The 25,400-nt window shown below is 48.5% G+C and carries 15 protein-coding genes and 1 tRNA gene; 6 read left to right on the top strand and 10 right to left on the bottom strand.

Annotated elements, in window-relative coordinates; genetic code table 11:
* The first annotated feature begins 2 nt into the window (after positions 1-2).
* Entirely contained in the window at positions 3-467 is a 465-nt protein-coding gene (locus tag E0E47_RS13810) for an NfeD family protein (protein ID WP_008629689.1), read from the top strand.
* Between the two features lie 32 nt (positions 468-499).
* Positions 500-1,498: a flotillin-like protein FloA gene (floA, locus tag E0E47_RS13805; protein ID WP_008629688.1), complete on the top strand. Its 999-nt coding sequence runs from the start codon at positions 500-502 to the stop codon at positions 1,496-1,498.
* A gap of 330 nt (positions 1,499-1,828) precedes the next feature.
* Here the strand turns inward: floA and E0E47_RS13800 are convergent, their stop codons facing one another.
* From E0E47_RS13800 to E0E47_RS17690, 5 genes are all read right to left on the bottom strand, one after another.
* Entirely contained in the window at positions 1,829-3,421 is a 1,593-nt protein-coding gene (locus E0E47_RS13800; protein ID WP_197730278.1) for an alpha-L-arabinofuranosidase C-terminal domain-containing protein, read from the bottom strand.
* A 14-nt stretch (positions 3,422-3,435) separates the two neighbouring features.
* On the bottom strand, positions 3,436-5,991 hold the full coding sequence (locus E0E47_RS13795) for a glycoside hydrolase family 2 TIM barrel-domain containing protein (RefSeq protein WP_420873309.1): 2,556 nt from the start codon (positions 5,989-5,991) through the stop codon (positions 3,436-3,438).
* A 170-nt stretch (positions 5,992-6,161) separates the two neighbouring features.
* Positions 6,162-9,827, bottom strand: a complete 3,666-nt coding sequence (locus E0E47_RS13790; protein ID WP_232038455.1) for a hypothetical protein — start codon at positions 9,825-9,827, stop codon at positions 6,162-6,164.
* A gap of 49 nt (positions 9,828-9,876) precedes the next feature.
* Positions 9,877-11,403 carry a hypothetical protein gene (locus tag E0E47_RS17695; RefSeq protein ID WP_232038454.1) on the bottom strand — a complete coding sequence of 509 codons (1,527 nt, stop codon included), beginning with the start codon at positions 11,401-11,403 and terminating at the stop codon, positions 9,877-9,879.
* The gene (locus E0E47_RS17690; protein ID WP_232038453.1) at positions 11,312-12,661 is read right to left on the bottom strand and encodes a glycosyl hydrolase; all 1,350 of its coding nucleotides are present in this window, start codon (positions 12,659-12,661) and stop codon (positions 11,312-11,314) included. Before E0E47_RS17690 ends, E0E47_RS17695 begins: the two co-directional genes overlap by 92 nt.
* A 353-nt stretch (positions 12,662-13,014) precedes the next feature.
* On the opposite strand from E0E47_RS17690, the gene E0E47_RS13780 reads away from it, so the two are divergent.
* Positions 13,015-17,040, top strand: a complete 4,026-nt coding sequence (locus E0E47_RS13780; protein WP_172604717.1) for a hybrid sensor histidine kinase/response regulator transcription factor — start codon at positions 13,015-13,017, stop codon at positions 17,038-17,040.
* 45 nt (positions 17,041-17,085) lie between these two features.
* On the opposite strand, the gene E0E47_RS13775 is transcribed toward E0E47_RS13780, so the two are convergent.
* From E0E47_RS13775 to rsmI, 5 genes are all read right to left on the bottom strand, one after another.
* Positions 17,086-18,171: a glycoside hydrolase family 43 protein gene (locus E0E47_RS13775; protein ID WP_130894001.1), complete on the bottom strand. Its 1,086-nt coding sequence runs from the start codon at positions 18,169-18,171 to the stop codon at positions 17,086-17,088.
* Between the two features lie 135 nt (positions 18,172-18,306).
* Positions 18,307-19,950: a fumarate hydratase gene (locus E0E47_RS13770; RefSeq protein WP_130894000.1), complete on the bottom strand. Its 1,644-nt coding sequence runs from the start codon at positions 19,948-19,950 to the stop codon at positions 18,307-18,309.
* A 141-nt stretch (positions 19,951-20,091) separates the two neighbouring features.
* Positions 20,092-21,351, bottom strand: coding sequence for a GTPase HflX (gene hflX / locus E0E47_RS13765; protein ID WP_130893999.1), 1,260 nt, complete (start codon positions 21,349-21,351; stop codon positions 20,092-20,094).
* A 176-nt stretch (positions 21,352-21,527) separates the two neighbouring features.
* Positions 21,528-22,382 carry a Cbp1 family collagen-binding glycoprotein adhesin gene (locus tag E0E47_RS13760; protein WP_008629672.1) on the bottom strand — a complete coding sequence of 285 codons (855 nt, stop codon included), beginning with the start codon at positions 22,380-22,382 and terminating at the stop codon, positions 21,528-21,530.
* Between the two features lie 13 nt (positions 22,383-22,395).
* On the bottom strand, positions 22,396-23,100 hold the full coding sequence (gene rsmI, locus E0E47_RS13755; protein WP_008629667.1) for a 16S rRNA (cytidine(1402)-2'-O)-methyltransferase: 705 nt from the start codon (positions 23,098-23,100) through the stop codon (positions 22,396-22,398).
* Positions 23,101-23,263: 163 nt separating this feature from the next.
* Between rsmI and E0E47_RS13750 the strand changes: the two genes are divergently transcribed.
* From E0E47_RS13750 to E0E47_RS13740, 3 genes are all read left to right on the top strand, one after another.
* Positions 23,264-23,866 (top strand): thymidine kinase, encoded by a 603-nt coding sequence (locus tag E0E47_RS13750; protein WP_130893998.1) that lies wholly within the window; start codon positions 23,264-23,266, stop codon positions 23,864-23,866.
* 13 nt (positions 23,867-23,879) lie between these two features.
* A complete protein-coding gene (locus E0E47_RS13745; protein WP_008629664.1) occupies positions 23,880-25,142 on the top strand; it encodes an AI-2E family transporter in 1,263 nt (420 codons plus the stop codon).
* A gap of 120 nt (positions 25,143-25,262) precedes the next feature.
* Positions 25,263-25,335: transfer RNA gene (locus tag E0E47_RS13740), tRNA-Lys, on the top strand.
* The last annotated feature ends 65 nt before the right edge of the window (positions 25,336-25,400 follow it).

The following is a 25,400-nucleotide window of genomic DNA, read 5'->3' as shown; positions in this document are numbered from 1 at the left end:
CCATGGAAATATTTACGCTTATCATCTTATTCGCCCTATGCGCCATCCTGCTCGCCATAGAGTTGTTCGTCTTCCCGGGCATCAGCATAGCGGGCATAGCGGCAGCTTGCTGCCTCGTAGGTGCCAACTACGTAGCCTTCAGTTGGTTTGGACTGGCCACCGGGCTGTGGGCCTGCGCAGCATCCATCGTAGCCTGCGGACTGTTAGGCTACTGGCTGATGCACTCCAAGACATTGGAGAAATATTCGCTCCACAAAAGTATCGATTCCACGGCAGCCTCGGCGGAACAACTTTCCGTACGCCCCGGAGACGAGGGAGTGGCCATTACCCGGCTCGCCCTCATCGGTAACGCGGACATCGGCGGCCGGACCGTGGAAGTCAAATCGGCCGACGGTTTCCTGGACGAAGGCACTCCCGTAGTAGTAGTTCGCGTAGAGGATGCCCAAATCACCGTCAAAAAGAAATAAACATATTATTCACCCTTTAATTTTCTGATATCATGTTATTAGATCCAATTGTTTTTCCGGTGGTCATCGCCATCGTCGCCATCATTTTTCTGGCGATATTCTTTCATTTCGTACCGTTCTTCCTTTGGCTCTCCGCCAAAGTATCGGGCGTGCGCATCTCGTTGATACAGCTCTTCCTGATGCGCATCCGCAACGTGCCGCCCGGTGTCATCGTGCCGAGCCTCATCGAGGCCCATAAGGCCGGCCTGAAGAACATCACCCGCGACAATCTGGAAGCCCACTACATGACGGGCGGACATGTGCAACGCGTGGTACATGCCTTGGTTTCGGCATCGAAAGCCAACATCGACCTGCCTTTTGAAAAGGCCACGGCCATAGACCTGGCGGGCCGCGACGTGTTCGAGGCCGTGCAGACTTCCGTCAACCCGAAGGTAATCGACACGCCACCCGTAGCCGCCGTAGCCAAAAACGGTATCCAGTTGATAGCAAAGGCCCGCGTCACCGTACGCGCCAACATCCACCAACTTGTGGGAGGTGCAGGCGAGGACACCATCCTGGCCCGTGTAGGCGAAGGCATCGTATCTTCCATCGGTTCGGCCGAAAACCACGAACAGGTTCTGGAAAACCCGGACTCCATCTCCAAACTGGTGCTCAAAAAGGGGCTAGATGCCGGTACGGCTTTTGAAATCCTGTCCATCGACATCGCCGATATCGACGTGGGTAAGAACATCGGTGCCACCCTGCAAATAGATCAGGCCAACGCCGACAAAAACATCGCGCAGGCCAAGGCCGAGGAACGCCGTGCCATGGCCATTGCCGCCGAACAGGAAATGAAAGCCAAGGCGCAGGAAGCCCGCGCCGAAGTCATCCAGGCTGAAGCCGAAGTGCCCAAAGCTTTGGCACAAGCCCTGCGCGACGGTCACATGGGTTTCATGGACTACTACAAACTGGAAAACCTGAAAGGCGACACAGCCATGCGTGAGAACATCGGCAACCTGACGAAAGACGGGATGAAAGACATCCTGAAGTAAACCAGACATCATGTCCCTTATCAAGCCATAAACCTCTTTCTTCTCCCCTAAAAAGGAGGAAAGAGGTTTTTTCTTTACCCACGTTCAAACGGCAGGATCGCCCGGGCAGGCCAAAAGTAAAGAAATTACATAACAACTTTCCAAAACACACCGTTCACATTTTCAAGACGTTATGATGGCTAAAAAAATCTCCTGAGATTGGAAAATCAATCTCAGGAGAACTTTTTTTCATTTGGCTGAGAATGAAATTTCGTTTGGCGCAGAACGAAATTCCAAATCAAGGTGTAAAACAAATTTTCACTCACCCTAATTTACCGGCCAACCATCGTCTCATTTTTCCAACCTCAACAACGTCAGGGAATGGGGAGGTAAAACCACTGCGGCATCCCGTACCTCAAAACTACGTTCCTCGGGCACCACCCGTTCCTTCCCTATGTCATTATAATCGTCTGCGGAAGTCCCGCTCAATACGGTCCCCTTGAGTTTACGCGGTTCTTTCACTCCCAGACTTTTGAAATCCAACGTCAGGGCATGGCTTTTCTCCGGATCCTTATTCACCACCGCGTAAACATAACGCGTTCCGTCCGCATTCCCCGTCAGCACGACATCGAACACTGCCGTGGACTGGCTGCCTTGCGTCAACCGCCCGGCTTCCAAAGCAACCGGAAGCATATAATCTTCCAGTCCATTGGTGTACATCTTAAAGACATAAAACGTAGTACGTCTCACGATACCGTCGGGATGCACGAAGATAGGCCCACGCGTGTTGACCACCGGAGCGAAACAAGCTATGTCCACCACGTCGGAATGACGCAGGCAGGCATTCAGGAAACAGGCGGAAAACAAAGCGTCTGCCATCGTGTAAGTGGAAGCCATATCGTTCTTACGGCGCGCCTCCAAATCGAAACCGCGACGCAAGTCGCCATGCCAAGGATGGTGCCAGTTGCGCAAATTCCACTCATCGTAAGCGATTTTTATCTTTCCTCCGCCGAACCCGGCCTCATCCAATATGCCGATAGTCCTTTGGATGTCTTGCTCCGGAGCATCCGTTTTCATCATACACTTCAGAAAAGGCGCAGGATTGTTGACATGGAAGAGCGGGTCCCAATAACCATGGATAGCTATATAATCCAAATAAGGACCGGCTTCGCGCAATAAAGGCATTGTCCAATTCTTGTCCGACGTGGCGGCGGCAAACAGCTTGGCATCCTTCGTCACGCTGCGCATCAACTTGGCCGACTCACGTACCATGGGTCCCCACTCCTGTACCGTACGCGCCCCCAATTCGTGTGCGCCCCAGTTTTCATTCCCCACGCTCCAATACTTCACGTTGTAAGGTTCCGGATGGCCGTTCGCGGCACGCATCCGTCCGTATTTCCCGACAGTGAGGTTACAATATTCCACCCAATCGCTCATCTCCTCCGGAGTCCCTGTTCCTGCATTGGTACAAATATAAGGTTCACACCCCACCTTCCGGCACCATTTTATATATTCATCCGTCCCGAAAGTGTTCGGATCTTCTACCTGCCAGGTCTTGTCGTACACCGGGGTACGTTCTTTCCCCACTCCGTCTAGCCAATGATAGGTCGATACGAAACAGCCACCCGGCCAACGCACGATAGGGGTCTTGATTTCCCTCAAAGCCTCAATTACATCCTTACGGAAGCCGTCTTCATCGGCAAACTTAGACTCCGGGTCGTACAATCCACCGTACACCTGATTATCGAAGTGCTCGATAAACTGCCCGAAAATCATCTTGCTGTATTTCACCTTCGGTGCACCGAGCATTACGGACACGGAATTGTGCCGGATTACCTCGTCTTTCCCCGTACCCGACCATGCCGGCTGTCCGGCTAAAAGCAAGGCACAAAGCCCTGCCGTCTTCACACTCACCATCTTGTCTTTCAAATTCATATTCTTCATCTTCTAATATGTTGTTATCTACTCCGCTCCATCTTAATTTTGAGCTCTGCTCCGTCCAATCCTTCGGACACCGCCTTCAACGTGGCATGCCCGGCCTTCCCGTTGCTTTGCAATACGACCAAACATTTACCGAAGAAAGCCTTACGTTTCGTGTCCTTGAAACGTTCCATCGAGAAAGGGCTGCCATTGTCCACACCGGCTATCAAAACCTGTCCCCCGACCTCGAAATGCACCAAGTTTTCAGCTTCGGGACAAAGGTTTCCGTCCCTGTCCAAAACTTCCACCGTGACGAATGCCAAATCCCTCCCGTCCGCACAAAGCGTGTCGCGGTCGGCTGTCAACCGGATTCGTGCCGGTACACCCGCCGTATGGATTTCGCGCACCAAGACTTCCTTTCCGTCCTTTCTCGACACGGCCTTCACCGTGCCCGGCTCATACCTTACACGCCAAGCCACATGAAAATCATCCCGTCCCTTACGTTTTGTCCCTTGGCTCTTGCCATTCACGAAAAGCTCCACCTCATCGGCCTGGTTGTAATACACCCATAAGTCCACCTTCTGTCCTTCTTTCCAATTCCAATGCGGAAAAAGGTGGAGCACCGGTTTTTCAGCCCATTCCGACTGGTACATGTAATACACGTCCTTGGGAAACCCGGCTAAATCTATGATTCCGAAATAGGAACTGCGTGATGGGAACGGGAAGGGCGTAGGTTCCCCGATATAGTCGAAACCCGTCCAGACATATTGCCCGGAGATGAAATCGTTGTTTTTCACCATACGCATCCCTGCCTCATGACTACATCCCCATGGCACATGGCAATTATCGTAAGCCGAAGTCAGATGATTGCTCCCCTCCGGCACACGTACCTCACCGCGCATAGGCCACACGTACATGGAATCGGAGGGCATACGGTAGAATCCCCGCGTCATCAAGCCTGAAATAGACTCTGTAAGCAAAAATGGCCTTCCGGGAAACACCTTGGGCACTTTCGGAATGTCCCACACACAATAATTGTAACCGATAATATCCATTCCGGCCTCCGGCTTGTGCAACAGGTTGTCCTTTCCTCCACTGTTGTTTCCCGTCAACACGGGACGCGTAGGGTCATAACGGCGTACAAGACCGGCAAGCTTGGCCGCTAAGAGCGTATTGACATGCGTCCCCTCCAACCGGGGCAAATCCGACTCGTCTCGACCGAAATTCAATAGGATATTGGCATCTTCGACCGACAAGGTGTCGCGCCCTGCATTACGCCATTGCTCCCCCACTTCATTCCCCACGCTCCACATGAAGATGCAAGGATGGTTGCGGTCCCGCAATACAAGGTCTGCCAAATCACGCTCATGCCAACGGTCGAAATAGCAGGCGTAATCGTATGCGGTTTTATGGATACGCCACATGTCGAAAGCCTCATCCATCACCACGAAGCCCATACGGTCGCAAAGGTCGAGCAATTCGGGCGCAGGCGGGTTATGCGTGCAACGGATACCGTTGCAGCCCATCTCCTTCAATATCTCCAGTTGCCTCTTGATGGCACGGACATTGACCGCCGCCCCAAGGCATCCCAAATCATGGTGCATGCACACTCCGTTTATCTTCATGTGTTTCCCGTTGAGCCAAAATCCCGTCCGGGCATCAAACTTGAAATGACGCACGCCAGTGGTAGTATAGTAAGTATCTACGCTACGTCCGTCTACTTTAAGTTCCGTCCTTACCTTATATAAATAAGGGTGCTCAGTGCTCCAAAGCTCGGGAGCCGTCATAATCAAAGTGTGACTCGCCTCGGAGCACCCACCGGCCGGCACATCTACAAAACCGGACTGCCCAGCCACCATCCGTCCCCGTGCATCAAGGAGGGTGGAAACGACTCCTACCCTACGGCCTGCCTGCCCGTCATTCTTCACCATAGTACGCACCTCCATTACCGCCTTCTCACCGGTCACTTCCGGAGTGGTCACGAACGTGCCCCAATGCCCCACATGGACAGGCTCCACCACCGTAAGCCATACGTTACGGTAGATTCCGCTACCTGAATACCAACGGGAATTGGGTTGGGTACTATTGTCAACTTTCACGGCCAATACATTGCGCTCTCCCCACTTCAAATAAGGGGTCAGGTCGTACCGGAACGAACTGTAACCATAAGGACGCACGCCCAAAGAGTTTCCGTTTACGAACACTTCCGAATTCATGTACACCCCGTCAAAATCCACGAAGACTTTCTTTCCCTGCCATTCACGCGGAGCCTCAAAAACCTTACGATACCAACCCAATCCACCGGGCAACGCCCCTCCTTCCTTACGTGCCGGATGGTCGGCACTGAAATCGCCCTCTATGCTCCAGTCGTGAGGCAAGTCCAACAACCGCCATGCACCGTCGTCGAAATCTTGGCGAGAGGCATCCCCCTCCGGATTGCCCAAATGGAAACGCCATCCGGATACAAACAACTCCGCACGTTCCTTTCCGGAAAAAGCATACGACGACATCGTGAACACATACCCCCCTACGGCCAAAAGGGCAAACCTGCCATATAATATGAAAAGCCCAACGAACCGCCTTATAAATTCCATCTTCATCCTTTTCTTTTTTATCATTAGCACCTCGCAAAATTAATGCACTTATTCTAAAATCACGTGGAAAAACGTGTTTTTGAGGTGGACAATGATACCCAAACACTAAAAAGGCGGCCTTTTCACAAAGACCGCCCTCCCATTGATTACTTGCCGTGCATCATGAAATCCTATCTGACCATAATTTTCACAGTCCTCTTCGTGCCATCTTCCATCCGGTCTTCGCGGATGTAAATGCCGCGCCGTCCCGGGGCAGACACGCGTACACCGTCAATCGTGTACCATAACGTATCTACGACCTTCTGCGTCCCTTCTGCCATCACATCATCCACGGAATCCACAAAATCGTCCGGTTTGTTCGCATCACCATCACCCAAATAATACAAGCGGAAATTATCGAAACAAAGCCAGTCGTTCTTGACGTATTCATTTTTGCGTACCCCTAAGACCACATCCTGGCCTTCTTCCGAAACTTGGAAACTGAAAATCCCTTCATACTCGCCCGCCTCGAAAGCCGTACGTGCCCCGACACGGGAATCCACCGTGCAATGGTAGAGGAGTTGCGGAGAATCGGGGAACAAGGAATCTGCCAACACGCGGTCTGACGTATCATATTTATATTCGCTCACTCCGTCGAAAATGGATTGGAACTTCTCGCTCCACTTGCCTTGCCCCACTTCCACATAAGCCTCCGCATGCCATGAATCGGCACTGTCACGGCGGGCCAACGCTGCCGATATGAGCTCACCGGCACGGTAAAGCCCGTTGTACACCACACGGTAATACCCTTTCGGGAGATGGTACAGCGTTTGATGCAAGTCGCACGACTTCGTGTCGTAAAACTCATAGACCAAGTCCTGATTCTCGGCCTTTCCGCCCACCATGGACGAGACCCATCCGTCTGAAGCATTCACATCCCCACCTTCTTCATCCTTATCCGAAAAACTCGGTGTCATGAGCACTGAAGTCATGTCCAACGGGGTGTCGATTGAAGCGGAAGCCAAATCCATGTGGCCGACCACCATATTGGCATAGGCTTTAGTTATTCTTACATTATAATCCTCTATCTCGGCAACCGACTCGAAAACAGCATTCTCGTTGCTTTCTATCTTTCCTAAAAGTTCTATTATCAAAGCTTCGAACTCATCAAACTCCGGTGTGCCCACATAATCGGAATAACCTCCGTCCTCGCTCTGCATCTTGGCATCATGCCCGTATACTGTAGCCTCCAAGGCAGACGCAGCCTCAAGTGCTTCTTTGCCCATGGCGATAGCGGCATCCAACGATGCCATTTGCTCTTTATAGGTTTCCAACGTCAACTGGTCGAGTACTGCCGAAGCCGACTCTACCGCTGCCGACAATGTTTTCCGAGCCTCACGCGTAGTAAGTTGCAGTTCCTCGTCGCGCATGGCTGCGGCTTCCCCTATCAGGGCACTGATTACCGATTTGGCACCACTCATATCCTCCGCTCCAAGATATTCCACCTCGAAATGGTCGAAAAGCGCCCAAGCAGCCTTTAACTCGGCTCCGGCCATCTTCACTCCTATGCGCAAGCGGCCATCGTCCGTCACATAGCAGTTCACCGTATTCCGATAATTGTCGGGAGACAGGCCGAAAATCTCATGCGCAGAAGAAGTCCCGTGACAGAACCACATGCCGTCAACGGCAGGATCGCCTGTTTCAAAGACTTGTTCGCAATTGCCCGCAATGTCTTCCGTTTGCGGATATGCCAGCACATGATGGAGCTTCACGGACACATCGTTTCCGAAAAGGGAAGCTTTCACCTCGTTAAGCCCATCCCCTTCTGTCCCCCAAGAAGCCTGCCAGCTTTTGTCCGTGGAACTCGGAGAGTAGAACCCTTGCATGGTTATCTTATATGTTCCCTCCGGAAGACCTGTCACTTCCTGATACATTTCAAAATCTGTACCGTTCCAAACCTCGGCCACCTCGTTGGAATTTTTAAACTCCCCGTTCCCGGTCTTTGTCCATCCGGTATTGTCGGAAGTGAAATCCGGATTGACAAACAATCCCGTCACATCGGTCGTCCCACCATTTCTCAATAATTCCAATACGGAATACTTAAATATCCGGTCCGCACGCGACTGGATGCTGTCCACTTCATTGGGATTGAAAGTGCAACGCTCATAAGCCTCCAGCAAGCCGTCCAAAAAAGCTTCATAACCCTCCAAGCCGTTTTCGGAATAGGGATTCTCTTCGTAAGCCTTTTCCAATTCCAACCGTTGGGCATTCAAACTCTCATAAGCGGAAATATCCAATGCCAAAGAATCCATACGTGCCTGCACCACATCGATTACCTGCCTCAAATCCTCATCTTTTATCTCCTGGTTTTCCGCCGCAGCCTTGGCCGCCTGAATCGTTTCTTCATATTTCTCCTTTCCTACATTACTGAAAGTGACATGAGCCTCCGTATATTCCGCATATTTTTTCTCTGCATCCGCTATGGATTCAAGCAAGGCATCACGGAAAGTAGCCGCACCGGATTTCCCATAATACTGCAATGAAAAATTACTCACAGAAGACCAATTAGAGTTGCAATTTTCCACTATCATGCCTATCGTGGCCGTACCACCAATAACAGAAAAATCCACAGTATAAGGAACAGCATAGGCACTTCCGTCCGGCGACGGCACATTAGCCTCCGTACGCTTCTCGCCGGCCAAAGTCTTGGCGACCAGAAACCGCCCTTCGGGTTGCATTCCCGTTACATTCGTCAGGATATATGCCTTCAACCGGTATTTACCATCCGGAAGTCCCGTCAAATCCTGCGTGACGGACCAATCCGGTTGGCGAGGTACTTGAGTTTTAGAATTCCAACGTTGAAAACAAGTCGTAAACGGCACGCCATCGGATGTCGTAATTGTTCCGGAAGTATAACCGAAATTATCCTGTGCCCCTCCCGGTACGGCATCCCTTTGAGAAACCCAACCATTTGCATTCCCGTCAAACATAGGATTGGAAATCAACTCTGTCACATCCATCGGATTCGCCTCCGTGGCAGCATTATATTTGAAATCAATGATGGCCTGGGACAATTTTCCAACAGCTTTTTCCGTCTCTTCCGCCGTTGCATCGGGGTTTTCATATATGCCGGCATACTCCGCATAATCCGTAAACCCTGCCTCGTCGGCTTTCTCCAACGCATCCTGCAATTCAAGCTTGGCCTTATAAGCTTCATAAGCTTCCGGTGTGACAAATTTCCAATCCAAACCAGCATTCATGTAACCGGCTGTCTCAGGATTAAGCACAGGATTCACCCCGGTTTCCCCTTCGTTGACGGCCACATAAGAATTTTTATATATGCCATCCGAAGCTTCCACCCCATACAATTTATCCCCATCTATAATTTTGATACGATAGGTTCCATTCTCTTGCGGCATAATCTGCCACAACATGTGCCCCTGTTTGTTATGGTCCACGCATATCACCATGGAAGCAGCCCTGATGAACAATTCGTGAAAACCGCCATTAGAGGGTGCATTTTTCATGCTTAAACGCCAACCTTTTTCAACGGAATATTCGGGATCTGTTTCAGGCCGACGACTCAATTCGTAATCGTCTCCATAACTCAGGGTTACCTCCCGTCCTTCATCGGCCACCACAAGCTCCGTGTTCCAGTTGTCCTTGTAATTCCCGTTACACATAAACTTTTGGGTAGCCACATGGTAAACGTAATATACCCCACCGCCCGTGCCATCGGTCTTCAAGTCGGGTGCGGCAAATTCCAACACTGGGTCGGCCCATTCTGCCGCCCACAAAGGCATGGTGGATGATGTGGCTCCACAAAGGGCCACCAACGCTAACATTTTGTTTTTCATAATCTTCATTTTTTAATTTGTATTGGATGAATTAAAAACACTAAACCTTTCACTTTACAGAAGACACCATGATTTTCACAGTTTTTCCCTCGGTCTTTACGATATAAATGCCATCCGGCAACCGCTGCCCTCGCGGCATTTGCCTTCCGTCAAGACCGTATATACGGTAATCCTCCGTGCCGGACACTACAATACGGCCATCTTCTGCCCAAACCTTCACTTCAGGATTCCGGACATCGTCGACCTTCGTCCCGCCATAGTTCTCACTAATGGCTATCCATCCCATCAAATCCCCATTAGCCGCCGCATTGTCCACAACATGGACTTCAGCGGTCTCATCCTTCTGGCGGATAACTTTCAGACCGGTAGTCAGCAACAAGCTTGCATCGGTTTCCGACGGAGACTTAATCTGCTCTGCTATCCGATACACTGAGGCAGAAGGATAATTATCGGTTTGAGGACCACAAAGGAAATAAGGATTCAGAAGAGAAACTGCCGCCCCACTTCCATCCAACAGGTTCACAAGACGGGACCTGCGCCCGTCCACTTTATCCACCGTATTCCGTCCGACGGTCAATTTCTTATTTCCGTCCTCAATCCAAGCTTCACCGGGCGTGGCGGCCACATAGCACAAAGGTTGTCCGGCAAAAGTTTCCAACGTCCCGTCCAAAGCGGCTTGCCGGGACAATTTGACGGCAAAGCCTTCATGGGTCACATTCCATACTTTCACCATATAAGGATGCACCTTGTAACGGGACACGACGTTGGCTATCACCACCGGAGTCACTCCTTCAGGAAAAGGTGTTTCAAAGCTGACCCAGACACTGTCTTCCGTAACTTTCTTCGGAGTTTCACCTACTTCCATCATGACATCGCCATACTGGTGACGTCCTTTGGAGAATACCATGAAGTCCACCGTCTCAGGCTCTGTGACAGTCTGCACATAATCGCCTTCATTCCACGGGAAAGCCCAAAACGAGAATTTATCATAAGCCACAGACACCACGGTTCCGACCGGAACCGTCTTAGGATTATTATACGACACCAACCCCATGAAAACAGCCGACTCTTCCGTTGTTCCGGCATCGAACGTCGTATTGGTTTCTTCAGTATCCGTAATCCGCAACGTGCCATACTGCAATCCGGGTGATCCTGCCGCACCGACTAATGAAACGGACTTCCCTTCCGTCAGACGTTCGTTCCCGTCCATATCGTAATTATGTATACGGTAAGTATACGTCCCCTTTTGGAAATCATCAGAAAAGACTTCGTTATACACATAAGTTTCCTTTTCCGACGATTCATACTTCCGCACTGTCTGCCATTCCCCACCATCGATACTGAGTTCCAATAAGGTAGAGTCTGTCAGTTCCATATTCTTATTCGTCCATTGAACCGTCAGCTTTTGAGTTCGTTCTGTATAAACCACATCAAAACCTTCCGGAGCGTTATAAACGACCTTCGGAACATATTCATAAGCCTTCTTATAACCTATACCGGGGTTCATTTCCGCATAATACTTCCCTGCAATGGAGAGATTTCCTCCCGAGAATAATTTTGGAACAGTTCCTTTCATGGTTCCAATAAGAATAACGTTCCACATAAGGCCATTTGTTCAACTTGTCCAATATGGGTTTCAAGCCGTCATAGTTCTTTTGCTGATTCTCCTCGGAAAAGGAATCCCGATTGTCGGCTACGGCAAAGATTCCCGCCTTACCCCACGATGATCCCCAAAGGAATTCGGAAATCCAAATGGGACGGTGGAAATCATTGTACCACTTCTGCAAATCATTAAAATGGCTTTCAGTCCAATAACAATGCAAATCCACGATATCGCAGCGCCATCCTCTTTTGTCTATCTCATTCAAGAAATTACGCAACCATGAAGTCCCCCCGTCATGATAAGACGGCGAACAAAGGCGCATGCCCGTTGCCATGAGTTCCTCCCAATTGGCCAACACTTGCTCCACTGTAGCCGGTTGGTCGTCATTCGGATTCGCGGGTTCATTGTTTGTCTTCATGTGAGGGGAATATGTAGCTTTCCCCAAAGCCGTAGGAGATGGATAAGTCTCATGGATATGATGAGGCACACATTCATAATCCGCTCCCATGTCATAGCCCACACCCCAAGTATAGCACCAAGAAGAATTAAGCATGCTGTTATTCCCCTTACCGGTATCACTGGCTAACCCCTTTTTCTGGGTATCATTCCACTTGAAAATGCGATAAGACGAAATATGCCGGTCAAGTACCTCAGGCAAAACCGCAATTTCCAAATCCGCATCATCCGCAATGAAGCATCGGCTATACCCGCGTCCACCCGGATTGTTGGCAAATGTCACCATATAGCCACGCTTTAACTTGAAACTCCGGATACGGTTGTTCAGCTTTTCCTCCGTCAGAGTATTCATGAATCCTCCTGAATTTTCCAAACCGAAATCATTCACCGATTCCCCACCGAAATTCTGTTCGGAATATACAGTCAAAGGTTTCAGGTCTTTGGCATAAGGCATGATGATTGCCCCCTGCGCATACATTTTCACCTGGCAATTTTCCCCATCCACGGCCGGAGCCCCGTCTATATCAATAAATCCCAAGAATGACAGTGCTGCACTCGGACGTATATTCTCCAAGATAACCACGGCATGTTCCTTGTTCTTGATATTGACACTTCCGGTCACCGTAAAAGGCTCACTTCCGGTAATGACATAGTCTATATCCTCTGTCAATACCACAGATGCCGTCACTTGGCCGATTTTCGTGACCGTATTCTTCGCCGGAACGGAAGAAGACAAGGCCACCAACATCGCAAAAGAAAGTAACTTGTTCTTCATAACTTCAATGTGTTTTAAATGGAACATATCCCTCCACAAATGGAAAAGACTTGTGCAAATGTACCCCTCGGTGATATTTACGAAGTGGACTTTCATCTTTTTCGGGTGGATTATCAAACAAGAACTACGAAAAAGGCTTCATTTCATCTCCCGACACCTTAAAAAAAGCGTATCTTTGCTTCATTAAAACCATTGACCCAATGAAAAGCAAGAATTTCTTTTATCTGATCCTACTCATTCTTTCTTGTGTAAGAGTACAAGCCAAAACAAATGATCTCCTTTGGCGTGAAAGCCAAAAGTTTTCTACCATTGGGATAAACGAAGGTTTACCACATAACTTCGTAGAAGACATCTTGAAAGACAGCAAAGGTTTCCTTTGGTTCGCACTCTACGGAGGCGGCGTATGCCGATATGACAGCTATCAGTTCATTTCGTTCAATTCCACTGAAAGCGTCCGACACATTCAAAACGATTTTGCAAAAGCCATTTGCGAAGACCTGCACGACAGGCTATGGATTGCAGGGGACAATGGATTGGAATGCCTTGATACTGAAAAACTAATATCCCTAACCTTATCAGCATCCCCTGCACTTGCTTGGGATTCGTTACGCAGCCAACCATGCCACTCCATCTATTGCGACAGAAAAGGAAACTTGTGGGTTGGAGGCAGACAAGCAACTTACAGAATCAACTTTACCTCTGACGGGAACATTGCAACCATTCAAAACTTTCCTTTCATCCATAACAAAGACATCATAACATTTTATGAAAACGAAAAAGATATTTTATGGATCGGATGTTCCGAAAACATATACAGAATAGACCTACGGCATCCGACCTCTTCCGTCTCCCTCTTTGCCAACCTGCCAAGAAACTGCCGTACGCAAGCATTGTACCAAACTGGAAACCATTTTTGGGTGGGCACATCAAACGGTCTTTTCCTATATGATTCCAAAGGCAACCATCATAAGGAATATCACTCTTCAGCTCCTTTCCATTCTTTAAGTCAAGACTACATCACTGATATTGCAGAAACACCAAACCAGACCTTGATTGTATCTACCCTCAAAGGACTGAACATATACAATGAACAAACGGATAAATTTGAGCAAGTAGGTTATGAATCTTTCCAAGACGAGAAGTCGGACTTCATTTTCTGCAACTTCATTAATTGTTTGTTGGTTGACGGAGAAACCGTATGGATAGGTACAGAAGCCGACGGACTGATGAAAGCTGTCCCCAAAAGACTAACTGTGACAAACTATATCCACTCTGGTGACTTACCGCAAAGTATTTCTCCACAGACCGTCAACGCCATCTATACGGCAGATGACGGCGAGGTATGGGTGGGTACGGTAGAAAGCGGACTCAACCGTATGACCTCACCGGGACAATTCACACATTACACCATGAAGGATGGCTTACCCAGTCACACAGTAAGCTGCATTACAGGATACGGTTCACAGCTATGGGTTGGAATGTGGGGCGGTGGAGTATGCAGTGTGGAACAAACTCTTTCAGGAAAGGTGAAATTCCACCCATTGTACGACAATACACACCCTGAACTTGCTTGGGCCAGCACTTGTGCCATCCAATATGACAGTCTCAATCAGACGCTATGGATTGCCACCAGCAAATCCGTTTATACATACCATGTCCCCAGCGAGAAAATAGATGAACCGTTTAGGAACCAAAAACTTGGAGGTATGCAAACGGGTAACGCGGGAGCATGTATAGACCGTCAGCACAATTTGTGGTTAGGATTGACAGCCGGCCTTTGCCGCATCGACTTAAAACGCTTCCACCAAGGAAAAAACGTCTTTCAGCTATGGCCGTACCAATTGAATAATCCCCAATCACATGATAAAGAAAGAATCACATTCGTAACAATAAGCTCCGACAACCGTATTTTAGTGGGCACAAACGGTAACGGCTTTTATATCGGAACCCAAACGATAGACGGTACATACACCTTTCAAAACTATTCTACTCGTGACGGGTTGGTAAACAACCACGTGAGGGGAATATTGGAAGACAATACAAAAAATATCTGGATTTCCACATTGCATGGACTTTCATGCTTCTTTCCACAAAAACAGTGTTTCCAAAACTATACCTTGGACGACGGATTAGCTTGTAACCAATTTTACTGGAACGCGGCATACAAAGGAAGAAATGGAGAACTGTATTTTGGTAACATGACCGGACTCTCTGTAGTCTCACCGGCTTCACAACCTTCAATCCTACAAAAAAAATTTCCCGTCGTATTCACCCATTGCCAAACCTTACAAGGTGAGGTACAAGTAAAAGACGGAGTCGTTGAAATACACGAGCGTGAAAAATTCATCTCCATTGAATTTGCCACACTGGACTACAACGTCACCCCACAAGCCGCCTATGCCTACCGACTCAAAGGCTTTAACGACCAATGGACCATCACGGGAAAAGACAACCGTACCATATCATACGCCAACCTTCCACCGGGTCAATACGTCTTGGAAGTACGGTACGCCACAGACGGTATACACTTCGAATCCGGTTCGGAAGGAAAGATGGCATTGCACATCACTCCTTACTTTTTCAGAACCGCATGGTTCAGAATCATAAGTTGCCTGTGCCTTATCCTAATCCTATACCTTATATATATGTGGCGCGTACGAACGCTAAAGCTACAAAAGAAAGAATTACACCAGAAAGTCGTATCACGCACACAGAAACTGAAAACACAAACTGATTTGTTGGCACAACGTACACAAACGTTGGAAAAACAAAACGAACTGCTTAGCCGACAGAAAGCTGAAATACTCGACATGTCAAAAAGAATACAAAACCTGACAGCCGAAAAATTGGCCTTTTTCACCAACATCACACATGAATTCCGTACTCCTTTAACACTCATTATCGGCCCCGTAAGGCATCTTTTAGAGACCAATACCGATATAGAAACCAACAAACAATTACAGATAGTAGACCGTAACAGCCACTATCTGCTCTCTTTAGTCAACCAGTTATTGGACTTCCGTAAAGTGGAAAGTGGTAATATGAACATCACGCTCCACGAAGGATACCTATTACCGCTATTCCAAAACTTGAAACTCCTATTTAGCGCTTATGCCGCTGAAAAAGGCCTAAGAATACAATATTATTTCCATTTACCGGAATGTACCGTCTCTTTTGACGAGGACGCGCTTCATAAAATCCTGTTCAATTTAGTGTCTAACGCGATTAAATTCACTCCCAAAGGAGGATGTATAAAATTGTTCACCAAGACCCTTACCTCCACTTCAGGTTCTTTACTCTTTGTAAGCGTATGCGACACAGGTCCGGGTGTTGCTGAAAAAGATAAAGAAATGATATTCCAAAGATTCTACCAATCAGATAAGCGACCTTGTACATCAATAAATGGCCAAAGCGGCACAGGCATAGGTTTATATTTATGCAGACAACTCGTACAACTGCAAGGAGGACAAATATGGGTCGTAAACAATCGGACCGCCGGTTGTTCTTTCCGGTTCTTACTTCCCCTGCACCTTATTGAAGCATCTCCATCTACAAGGGTACAAATATCCCTGCCCAAAAGCCCGGAAACCCATAAGAAAATGATGGAAACGGAGAAAAGCTCCATAAACCTGCTCATCGTGGAAGACAACAAGGACATGCGGGAGTATTTACATGCCATCCTATCGCCCTATTATCACTGCCTGGAGGCATCGCAAGGTAAAGAAGCACTCGACATCCTGCACACGCAGCACGTTGATTTCATCTTAAGCGACTTAATGATGCCTATCATGGACGGAATGGAACTATCCCATCATGTAAAATCGGACTTTTCCATATCACACATCCCCTTCCTGATCCTGACAGCCAAAACTTCCGAAACGGCACACATCCAAAGTTTCGAGTTTGGAGTGGATGCATACCTGACCAAACCTTTTGACGAACACCTGTTATTGACCCGGATAGAAAACTTACTCAGAAACCGCAAAAGGCTTCAGGAGAAATTCGCATATCACATGATAAGCGAAGAATTACACATCAAACCAGGTACTCAAGACCAAGCATTCATGGACAAGCTCCTCGATCTCCTTAAAAAGAATTATTCCAATGCTGAATATGGCGTGGATGAGTTCTCCGCAGATATGGGAATCAGCCGAAGTTTATTCTACAAAAAAACACAAGAACTGACCGGTACGGCCATAGGGGAACTCTTACGTAACTATCGCCTGAACATAGCTAAAGAAATTCTCATAAGCAAAACCGGACATACCTTAAACATTTCCGAGATAGCCTACCAAGTCGGCTTCAACGACCCGAAATACTTTACCCGTTGTTTCACCAAACACTTTAACGTACCTCCTAGCAAGTTCACCGGAAAATAAAAACGGGGAATGCCCTTTTATGTGCATATTCCCCGTTTTTATCCATCAGTTTATTTCTGCCCCCTTATCATCTCTCGCCCGCCGCTTCATCTCGCGAGCCGACCATCTCTTCAGGCGTTTGTATTCCTTTTTGGTCAACCTCATGAAAGAACCGTGCTGCGGTGCCTCCACTCCTTCTATGGTGACAGGGGAATGGAAATTCTGCATACGTTCATCTGCCTGACAGATACGGTATTGCCGGGGTTTCGTGGAATACTGGATATACGCCACCCGCCAAGTACTGTCGCCTATCAGTTGGAAAGCCGAACATCCTTCGCATTTCCGGTTGCCCTCAAAACGCACATAGTCCGTTTCGCTCTTAATCCGGTAAGGCCCTGTCAGCTTGTCAGCCGTGGCTGCAAAAATACCCGGCGTACCGCCTTCCTTTTTAATCAACATGTGATACTTGCCATCGGTCGGGACATAATTAATGTCCGCGTCAATCGTAGCATATCCCCAGTCGAACATCAAGCGAGGTTTGGTCAGCGTCGTAAAAGAATGGTCGGCATAAGAATAATACATCCGGTCATACTTTTCTTCCTCCGGATTCCACAAAGAATAGTAAATCATATATCCGCCTTTCTTCCCGTCCGGCCACACGTATGCAGGATCCCAAAAAATCTGCGGAGCCCAAACCCGCTTTATCCCGGCATAGTCACGATACACATCAGGAGAATCCGGATCGGAAAAGACGGAAGGTCCCTTACGGAAATCGAAAGCCACGGATTCCCAGTGTATCAAATCGTCACTGCGAAGCAAGTCTATCCCATGGTTGAACCAGGAACGGCTCTTGCGGTTGCTCATGTCCGTCGTCACCATCACGTACCCCTTACCGTCGTACGTCCTGCAAATATAAGCATCGCGCGCCCCTCCCTCTATCGGGGAAAGCTTCTCTACGTCGTACACGGGTCCTCCTCCCAACAGGTCTTCGTAATGCAAGCCGTCCCGGCTCAAGGCGTATGCCGTCCATTCTCCACGTCCGCTCATGTGACAGTATAAATAACCGTAATCTCCCTTTTGAAGATTCTGTGCCGCAAGCGGGGCGCATGCCATCCACGCTGCACAAGCCCCTATCCACCATTTATTTCTCATGTTTCTTTCTGTTTTTGACCATAAAAAAAGCCGCTGCACAGAATCACTTCTCCACAGCGGCACATAACGGTGTAAAAACTACCATGATAAAATTTGAATATTAACCCACCGTTATTCTTTTATCTGTATGAAAGACTATTTCTTACATACGTTCCAAGGTTTGATTTGCTTGAAGAAATCGTTGCCTTTGTTGTCCACCAGGATAAATGCCGGGAAGTCTTCTACTTCTATTTTCCAGATGGCTTCCATCCCCAACTCGGGGTATTCCACGCACTCGATGCTCTTGATGTTGTTCTGCGCAAGGATGGCTGCCGGACCGCCTATAGAACCGAGGTAGAAGCCGCCGTGCTTCTTGCACGCATCGGTCACTACCTGACTGCGGTTTCCCTTAGCCAACATAATCATGGAACCGCCGTGGCTCTGGAACAGGTCTACATACGGATCCATACGGTTGGCCGTAGTCGGCCCCATGGAACCACAAGCCATGCCCGCCGGAGTCTTGGCAGGACCGGCATAATATATAGGATGATCCTTGATGTATTGCGGCAAGTCTTCGCCACGGTCGAGGCGTTCTTTCAGTTTGGCATGGGCAATATCACGGCCTACGATAATCGTACCGTTCAAAGACAAACGGGTAGCCACCGGATATTGGTCCAACTGTGCCAGAATCTCTTTCATCGGACGGTTCAAATCCACGCGTACCACATCACCCTCGCCGGCCTGACGCAACTCTTCCGGAATCAGTTCGCCCGGATTGCTGTCGAGTTTTTCAATCCAGATACCGCCCTTGTTAATTTTACATTTGATATTGCGGTCGGCCGAGCAAGACACGCCCAGACCTACCGGACAAGACGCACCGTGGCGTGGCAAACGGATGATGCGCACATCGTGTGCGAGGTACTTGCCGCCGAACTGTGCACCGAGACCAATCTTATGCGCCTCTTCCAAAACTTGCTTTTCGAGTTCCACGTCGCGGAATGCTCGTCCCGTAGCATCACCCGTGGTCGGCAGGTTGTCATAATAATGAGTAGAAGCCAACTTCACGGTCAGCAGGTTCTTTTCAGCCGACGTGCCGCCGATAACGAATGCGATATGATAGGGAGGACACGCAGCCGTACCGAGGCTCTTCATCTTCTCAATCATGAACGGCACCAAGGTGGCCGGGTTGAGGATGGCTTTCGTCTCCTGATACAAATAAGTCTTATTGGCAGACCCTCCGCCTTTGGTCACACACAAGAAACGGTACTCCATACCTTCGGTGGCTTCGATGTCGATTTGTGCCGGAAGGTTGCACTTGGTGTTCACCTCTTCGTACATGCTCAACGGAGCATTCTGGCTGTAACGCAGGTTTTCTTCGGTATAAGTCTTATAGACACCTTTCGACAAAGCCTCTTCGTCGCAATAACCGGTCCACACTTGTTGGCCTTTTTCGCCGTGGATGATGGCTGTGCCCGTATCCTGACAGAACGGAAGAACGCCCTTGCATGCCACTTCCGCATTGCGAAGGAACGTCAAAGCCACGTATTTGTCATTGTCACTGGCTTCAGGGTCGTGCAATATCTTCGCCACTTGTTCATTATGGGAACGGCGCAACATGAACGACACATCGCGGAACGCCGCGTTTGCCATCGCCGTCAATCCCTCGGGAGCCACCTTCAACACGGGGTACCCTTCAAACTCGCCGACCGACACATAGTCTTTGGTCAGCAAATAATATTCAGTATCGTCCTTGCCCATCTGGAACATCGGAGCGTACTTGAACTCAGGTGCATTTGCCATAATCGTTTTTGTTTTAAATTGAGACATTTTCTGTTTCGTGGAACAAAGATAGTGCAAATCGGGAGCAAAATGCCAAAATCAACTGGAATATTTTGCCGAGATGCTACCTATTTTGCCCGAAAGGCTGTTGTTTCCCCGACCCTATTCCCCTTCTTCGTCATATTTCTCAAAGAGAAAATCATTATAAGGGTACTTCTGCACGTGAAGCTCGCGCACCTTGTCGTACAACACCCTCTTCAAATCCTCCAAGTTGGTCTTCTCACGGGCTGAAATGAAAATACAGTTGTCGTTACGGCGAGCCATCCATGTCTTCATCAGGTCGTCCAACGACACGTTTTCCTTTGTGGCCGGTGTCAAATCGTCTTCATCCTTCTCCACCCAACTGTAAGCGTCTATCTTATTGAACACAATCATACACGGTTTGTCACTGCAGCCCAAGTCGCCCAACGTCTTCTCCACCACCTGAATCTGGTCCTCGAAGTCGGGATGGGCGATGTCTACCACATGCAACAGCAAGTCGGCCTCGCGCACCTCGTCCAACGTGCTTTTGAAAGAATCCACCAAGTCGGTCGGCAATTTACGGATAAAACCGACCGTATCAGACAGCAGGAAGGGCAGATTGTCAATAATGACCTTACGCACCGTCGTGTCCAGCGTAGCAAACAGCTTGTTTTCGGCAAACACGTCACTCTTCGAAAGCTGGTTCATCAGCGTGCTTTTCCCCACGTTAGTGTAGCCCACCAAAGCCACCCGGATCATACGTCCGCGATTGCTCCGCTGTGTCGTCTTTTGGCGGTCGATTTCGGCCAGACGTTGCTTCAGAAGCGACATCCGGTTCAAGATGATACGGCGGTCCATTTCCAACTGCGTCTCGCCCGGGCCGCGCAATCCCACGGAACCCTTTCCGCCTCCGGAGCCGGAACCGCCTCCCTGACGCTCCAAGTGCGTCCACAAACGTTGCAGACGGGGCAACATGTAACGGTACTGGGCTAGCTCCACTTGCGTCTTGGCATTCGCCGTTTGGGCGCGCATGGCGAAAATATCGAGAATCAACGACGTACGGTCGAGAATCTTGACTTTCAGTTCCTTTTCGATATTTCGTAATTGTTTGGCTGAGAGCTCGTCGTCGAAAATCACCATACCGATTTCACGCTCAGCCTCTTCTTCCGCCTCTATGTATGTACGGATTTCTTCCAACTTCCCCTTGCCCACATACGTCACGGAGTTAGGGCCGTTCACCTTCTGCGTGAACCGCTTCACCGTCACGGCACCGGCCGTATGGGCCAGAAACTCCAGTTCATCCAAATATTCGTTCGTCTTGCGTTCGTTCTGCGTTTGCGTAATCAAACCGACCAGGACCGCCGTTTCGGCCTGTGCGTCGGAAATCACAAATTCTTTCATTCAAAAAACTTTCTTTATTCGGCAACAAAAATACATAAAACCCCGTTGGAAAACAAATAGAAAGGGAAGGAATTTAAAAAAGCAAAAGAGGCTGCGCAAACGCAACCTCTTTTCCATTCATTTAAACCTAAAATGTGTCCTGCACAGGCCATTCCTTCCTAGCAGAAAAAACGGCCTTATTTTACTTGGATGACCAGATACTTACTTACGCTCCAGAACGTTTCGGGCGCGGTAATATGCAACACATATTGCCCCTTGTTGTCTTTCTCCAACTTATAAGAACCGGCCGGATGGTTGGTCAGCAACTTGGCACTCTTGGAATACAACTTGATTTCCTTGTCGTAACGGATATCCACTTTCGTGAAATAATCCTTATTGAAGTCATCACCTTTCAAGACATCGCCTTTCTGCAAGATTTTCTGTTCTTTCAATTCCGACTTCGTACCAAACACGTACCACGCCGTGTGAATCTGCTTGTCCTGATCGGCAACAGTCTGGCTCTTAGCCTTGTTTTCTTCCGTCAACGTATTCACGTTCTCGTTCAAATTCGTGATAGCTTCACCCTGTTGGGCAATCACGATATCCTTTTCAGCCAATTGTGCCTCTAACTCCTGCACCCTTTGCTTCTGGGCTTCAAGTTGGGCTGACAAGTCATCCACCATCTTTTTCAGTTTATCTCCCCCGATGCTACTCGTACGGAGCTTCTCTTTCAACTGGCTGATTTTATCCCGGTTTTGAGCCATGGCATCCTGAATGTACTGCATGTTCTCACGAATGGCTTGTTTGGAAGTTTCCGATTCCATATTTCCATCGTTCACGGTGATGCGTCCCTCCGCCTCATTAATGCGCCGGAAGCCCTCTTGAATCTCGTTCACCGTCCCCATGATTTCATTCAACTCGGTATCTTTGTCGTTGATGACTTGCATCAGCGAATCCCGTTCCTCGGCAAAAGCCTGGTCTTTCTTATTCGCCCCGTTGTTACATGCGGTCAAAGCCGCTGCACACATCACACATAAAAAAATCTTTTTCATACGTTTCTATTTTTTATTCGTTCGTATTCTTTTTCTTACTCTCTTTCTCTTCGCATCCGGCCAACACGATGACGAACTCTCCGCGCGGTTCCGTTTCTGTGAAATGGGCCAACACCTCTTCCAACGTTCCCCGCACGCTTTCCTCATGCACCTTGGAAATCTCACGGCACACGGCAACTTGGCGTTCCGGCCCGAAAGTCTCAACGAACTGTGTCAACGTCTTGACCAAACGATGAGGAGATTCATAAAAAACAAGAGTCCTGGATTCTGAAGACAAGGCCGCCAAACGGGTTGCCCGGCCTTTCTTGACCGGAAGAAAACCTTCAAAGCAAAAACGGTCGCAAGGAAGCCCCGAAGCGACCAAGGCCGGTACAAAAGCCGTGGCGCCCGGCAGGCAAACCACCTCCACACCGGCCTTTACGGCTTCACGCGCCACCAAAAAACCGGGATCGGAAATACCCGGAGTGCCGGCATCGGACACGACCGCTACCGTCTCTCCGGCATTTAAACGACTGACCACACTGCAAACCGCCTGATGCTCATTAAACTTATGATAAGACAACATTGCATTCTTTATCTCAAAATGCTTCAGCAGAATACCCGTCGTACGCGTGTCCTCCGCCAGTATCAAATCGGCTTCCTTCAATATGCGCAAAGCACGATATGTAATATCTTCCAAGTTCCCCACCGGAGTAGGTACCAAATATAAGATTCCCATCAGCCTACTGTCAATATGGACAAAAGTAAGAATAAAACATTATCCACTACGCTACACACGCCAATATTTAACAGATGTTTGCGAATTTGCCTCTTTTTTTATCCTATTATCCACCCTTAATTCTTATTTTTGCAGAGAATTATATCACAAACAATATCCGCACATGAGTCCGATAACCGAACGAAACGGGGAAATGATGCGCAGAGGACGGATTGAAGTCATCTGCGGTTCCATGTTCTCCGGCAAGACCGAAGAACTGATCCGAAGATTGAAACGGGCCGAGTTCGCCCGCCAAAGCGTAGAAATATTCAAACCGTCCATCGACACGCGCTATGCCGAACAAGACGTGGTGTCGCACGAAGGGAACTCCATCCCCTCCACGCCCGTAGATTCTTCTGCCAGCATCCTGCTGCTCGGTTCGGACACGGACGTAGTGGGCATAGACGAAGCACAATTCTTTGACGAGAACCTGATTGACGTATGCAACGAATTGGCCAATCGCGGCACACGCGTAATCGTGGCCGGACTGGACTTGGATTTCAAAGGAGTACCTTTCGGCCCCATGCCGGGATTGTGCGCCGTGGCGGACGAAGTGACCAAGGTGCATGCCATTTGCGTACGTTGCGGAGCGTTGGCCTACGTGTCCCATCGTACCGTCGACAACGAGAAACGAGTGCTTTTAGGGGAACAGACAGCATACGAGCCCCTCTGCCGTGCCTGTTACCAAAAAGCGATAGAAAAAGATAACCTAAAACATCAAGCCTAATTCCTGCCTCATCATGTTTGAAAAAGAAATAACGTTCGACCGGTTTATCCGGGGATTGATGGTCGTAGCCGGACTGGGACTATCCATATATGTCCTCAATCTGCTTAGCACAGTATTACTTCCTTTTTTTATAGCCTGGTTCCTGGCATATATGATTTATCCTACGGTGAAGTTCTTCCAATACAAACTTCATCTCCACAACCGAATCTTGTGTATCGCCATTACCTTATTACTAATATTGGCAGCCATAGCCGGCTTTTTTTGGCTCATCATCCCACCGGCCATTGCAGAATTCGTGAGATTCCGCGATTTAATAGCCGACTTCATCAAAGAAACAGGAAATTCCACCATAACCCGCAGTATCGAAATATTCTTCCAACAGAATATCGATCAAAATGCTTTCATACGGTTACTGCATGAGAATAACGTAATGGAAGCGTTGAAAGTAGCTATCAACCAGCTATGGAGTCTGGTTTCGCAAACATTCGATTTCATCATTGCAATACTCGGTTTTTGCATGGTGCTCCTCTATCTTTTTTTCATCTTGTTAGACTACGAGAAATTATCTGAAGGTTGGATTAAGTTAGTCCCCAAACGCAGCAGGCGTTTTGCAGCGGAATTGGTAGATGATGTACAACACGGGATGAATTCATACTTTCGTGGTCAAGCCCTTGTCGCTTTTTTAGTAGGAATCTTGTTCAGCATCGGGTTTCTCATCATCGACTTTCCTTTAGCCATAGGCTTGGGAATGTTCATCGGCTTTCTGAATCTCGTCCCCTACATGCAGGCCATAGGCTTTATCCCGACTCTCCTGCTCGCTTTATTAAAAGCCAACGACACCGGGGAAAGTTTCTGGCTGATTTTACTTTCGGCTTGTATCGTCTTTATCGTCGTACAAAGCATACAGGATGCGTTTCTCGTCCCTAAAATCATGGGCAAGCTCATGGGATTGAATCCGGCCGTCATCCTGTTGTCGCTATCCGTGTGGGGATATTTATTAGGTTTAATCGGCCTCATCATCGCACTTCCCCTGACGACCCTCCTGCTTTCCTATTACCGTCGCTTCATAGAGCGGGACGAACGCAAAGTCATACTGGCCGAAGAAAGGCGATGCAAACGGCCTTCATCTTCCCAGGCCTTTTCAAGCGAATCCTCCGATACTTTCCCCCACAACACCACAACACCTAATCACAACGGTGAGTCCACGCCAAAAGAAGAACACATTCATGCTTCTGAAAGCGGTAAAGGCTCTTCCGTGGAGGGTGAAAAGGATTAAAAGACATCATCTCCACGAAAAAAAGCCCCCATTACGAAAAAAAACGGGCAAATCTTTTGCTATTCTCAGAAAAAGCCGTACCTTTGCACTCGCAATCAGGAATGATGCGCTATAGAGGTTGATTCGTTAGCTCAGCAGGTAGAGCACAACACTTTTAATGTTGGGGTCTTGGGTTCGAGCCCCAAACGAATCACTGAAAATAAAGCGGTTATCTAATTCGGATAATCGCTTTTTTCATGTTTAGACAATAAAGACAAA

Source organism: Paraprevotella xylaniphila YIT 11841 (assembly GCF_900683745.1).
Classification (GTDB): Bacteria; Bacteroidota; Bacteroidia; order Bacteroidales; family Bacteroidaceae; genus Paraprevotella; species Paraprevotella xylaniphila.
Note: the sequence above shows the minus strand (reverse complement) of the source record. Positions and strands in the feature narration are given on the sequence as shown.

Coding starts and splice junctions, on each gene's coding strand:
- E0E47_RS17695 (WP_232038454.1), bottom strand. CDS start 11,403: ATGAAAGGAACTGTTCCAAAATTATTCTCGGGAGGAAATCTCTCCATT.
- E0E47_RS13745 (WP_008629664.1), top strand. CDS start 23,880: ATGTTTGAAAAAGAAATAACGTTCGACCGGTTTATCCGGGGATTGATG.
- E0E47_RS13810 (WP_008629689.1), top strand. CDS start 3: ATGGAAATATTTACGCTTATCATCTTATTCGCCCTATGCGCCATCCTG.
- E0E47_RS13795 (WP_420873309.1), bottom strand. CDS start 5,991: ATGGAATTTATAAGGCGGTTCGTTGGGCTTTTCATATTATATGGCAGG.
- E0E47_RS13800 (WP_197730278.1), bottom strand. CDS start 3,421: ATGAAGAATATGAATTTGAAAGACAAGATGGTGAGTGTGAAGACGGCA.
- E0E47_RS13790 (WP_232038455.1), bottom strand. CDS start 9,827: ATGAAAAACAAAATGTTAGCGTTGGTGGCCCTTTGTGGAGCCACATCA.
- floA (WP_008629688.1), top strand. CDS start 500: ATGTTATTAGATCCAATTGTTTTTCCGGTGGTCATCGCCATCGTCGCC.
- E0E47_RS13770 (WP_130894000.1), bottom strand. CDS start 19,950: ATGGCAAATGCACCTGAGTTCAAGTACGCTCCGATGTTCCAGATGGGC.
- E0E47_RS17690 (WP_232038453.1), bottom strand. CDS start 12,661: ATGAAGAACAAGTTACTTTCTTTTGCGATGTTGGTGGCCTTGTCTTCT.
- E0E47_RS13775 (WP_130894001.1), bottom strand. CDS start 18,171: ATGAGAAATAAATGGTGGATAGGGGCTTGTGCAGCGTGGATGGCATGC.
- E0E47_RS13750 (WP_130893998.1), top strand. CDS start 23,264: ATGAGTCCGATAACCGAACGAAACGGGGAAATGATGCGCAGAGGACGG.
- rsmI (WP_008629667.1), bottom strand. CDS start 23,100: ATGGGAATCTTATATTTGGTACCTACTCCGGTGGGGAACTTGGAAGAT.
- hflX (WP_130893999.1), bottom strand. CDS start 21,351: ATGAAAGAATTTGTGATTTCCGACGCACAGGCCGAAACGGCGGTCCTG.
- E0E47_RS13760 (WP_008629672.1), bottom strand. CDS start 22,382: ATGAAAAAGATTTTTTTATGTGTGATGTGTGCAGCGGCTTTGACCGCA.